Origin of the sequence: Methanoculleus sp. DTU007 (assembly GCF_001512385.1) — an archaeon.
GTDB classification, from domain to species: domain Archaea; phylum Halobacteriota; class Methanomicrobia; order Methanomicrobiales; family Methanoculleaceae; genus Methanoculleus; species Methanoculleus thermophilus.
Genome location: NZ_LFRO01000090.1, coordinates 1 through 2,115, shown reverse-complemented (window position 1 = coordinate 2,115; position 2,115 = coordinate 1). Strand labels below are relative to the sequence as shown.

The 2,115-nt window shown below is 64.3% G+C and carries 2 protein-coding genes; both read left to right on the top strand.

Translation table 11 applies throughout. The features are described 5' to 3' along the window. Positions 1-177 precede the first annotated feature (177 nt). The gene (locus ACI94_RS09295; RefSeq protein WP_048113195.1) at positions 178-1,008 is read left to right on the top strand and encodes a universal stress protein; all 831 of its coding nucleotides are present in this window, start codon (positions 178-180) and stop codon (positions 1,006-1,008) included. Then, positions 998-2,115 (top strand): BCCT family transporter (locus ACI94_RS09290; protein ID WP_286681351.1); only part of this gene is annotated, 1,118 nt, incomplete at its 3' end. The genes ACI94_RS09295 and ACI94_RS09290, both read left to right, overlap by 11 nt.

Below are 2,115 nucleotides of genomic sequence, written 5' to 3'. Positions count from 1 at the left end.
CGAAAGTCAAACAATCACTCTCACTCCTCCGGTGCGGCGAGACACAAGAATTCCGGGAGCCGCCGCCGTCGGAGAGGCCCGGGATCGACTTCGGTGCATTAATGATGCCGAAACCCCGATATTACCGGTATTCAGGATTTGCCGGGCGGCACCCGGCGTTCTTGAGGTGTCCAGGGGATGTTTGAGAAGACGCTGATTCCGGTCGCCTACGGAGAGAGGCCCGAAGAGGTGAGGAAGGCCGGAACTATCCTCAAAACCCTCGGGGCGAACTCGGTCTGCCTCTACCACGTGAACGAACCCGGTTCGTTCTTCCGGGGAGCCGATCTCTCGTGGCTCACGCTTCTATCGGAGGCGCTCGAAGAGACGGGGCTCGTCGTGGAGGTAAAGACCGGGGAAGGCCACATCGCCTCGGCAATCGCGGAGACGGCGCTCCTCGAGGGTGTCGACGGCATCTACATGAAGGCGAAGCGGCGGTGGCACATCGAGACGATGCTTCTCGGGAGCGTCTCGCGGGATCTCCTCCGGCTTGCCGACGTTCCCGTATTCGTCCACAAAGTCCGGCCCCGCCTGCCCGACGACGGGGCGGACCCCGCCCAGAGTGACCTCAACGTCCTCTACGCGACCGACCTCGACGAGGCGTCCGCCCGCACGCTCCCCTACGTGATGGAGTTCGCGGGAGCCTGGTGCCACGTCCTCCACGTCAGGGGGAGGATGGCCGATCCGCTGGCGGAGCGGGTTCGGCGGGAGGCCGTCGAGAGAGAACTCGGCACGGTGGCGGAAGAACTCCGCCCGTACTTCGGGCGCGTCACCGTCGAGCAGCAGATCGGAGACCCCGCCGCGCAGGTGCTGTATGTCTCCGACCAGATCGAGGCCGACGTCGTCGTCCTCGGGAGGAAGAGCGCGGCGTTTCTCTCCGCCCCGATGGGGTACACGGCGGAGCGGATCGTGACCGGGTCGAGGGCTTCGATATTCCTCGTGCCACAACCGGGGAGACGCAATGCTTCGTGAGTATCTCCGGAGGGAGGGGGTCTTCCTCCTCTCCGCCGGGATCATCCTCTTCTTCATCGGGTTCGGGGTCACGAGGCCCGACCTCCTTGACGCGGGCTCGTCCGCGGTCCACGCCGCAATCCTCGACAACTTCAGCTGGCTCTACCTCATATCGGTCTTCTTCTTCCTCGTCTTCGCGCTCGCACTCGCGCTCTCGCGATACGGGACGATCAAACTCGGCTATGACGCAGAACGGCCGCAGTACGGGTTCTTCGGCTGGATCGCGATGCTCTTTGCCGCCGGGATGGGGATCGGGCTCCTCTTCTGGGGGGTCTCCGAACCGCTCGTCCACTTCCTCCAGCCGCCCCCCTTCATCGACGCCGCATCCCCCGACGCCGCCGCGTTCGCCATGCGCTACGCGTTCTTCCACTGGGGGATTCACCCGTGGGCGATCTACTCGATCGTCGGCCTCGCCGTCGCCTACTTCTCGTTCCGGCGCGGAATGCCCGGCCTCATCAGTTCCTGCTTCTACCCGATCCTCGGCGAGGGGATCTATGGGCCCGCCGGGAAGATGGTTGACGTGCTCGCGGTCTTCGCGACGGTCTTCGGGACCGCGACGTCGCTCGGGTTCGGCGCCCTCCAGATCCACAGCGGGCTCACCCATCTCTACGGGCTCTCGTCCGCGATATCCGTCACCATCGGGATCATCCTCATCGCGACGGCGCTCTTCATGGCATCCGCGATCCTCGGGGTGGAGAAAGGTGTCCAGGTCCTCTCGAAGTTCAACATCGTCCTTGCGGTAGCGCTCCTCCTCGCCATCCTGACCCTCGGCCCGGCGCCCTACATCCTTAATGTCTTCACCTCCGCCCTCGGTGGCTACGTCAACAACATCATCGACCTGAGCCTCCAGTCTTACCCGTTTGCGGGGTTCGAGTGGAGCAGGGACTGGACGGTCTTTTACTGGGCGTGGTGGATCTCGTGGTCGCCGTTCGTGGGGCTCTTCATCGCCCGCATCTCCCGGGGGCGGACCATCCGGGAGTTTGTTTTGACCGTTCTCACCATCCCGACCCTCTTTACGCTCGTCTGGTTCGCGATCTTCGGGGGGTCGGCGCTGCACCTCGAACTCGA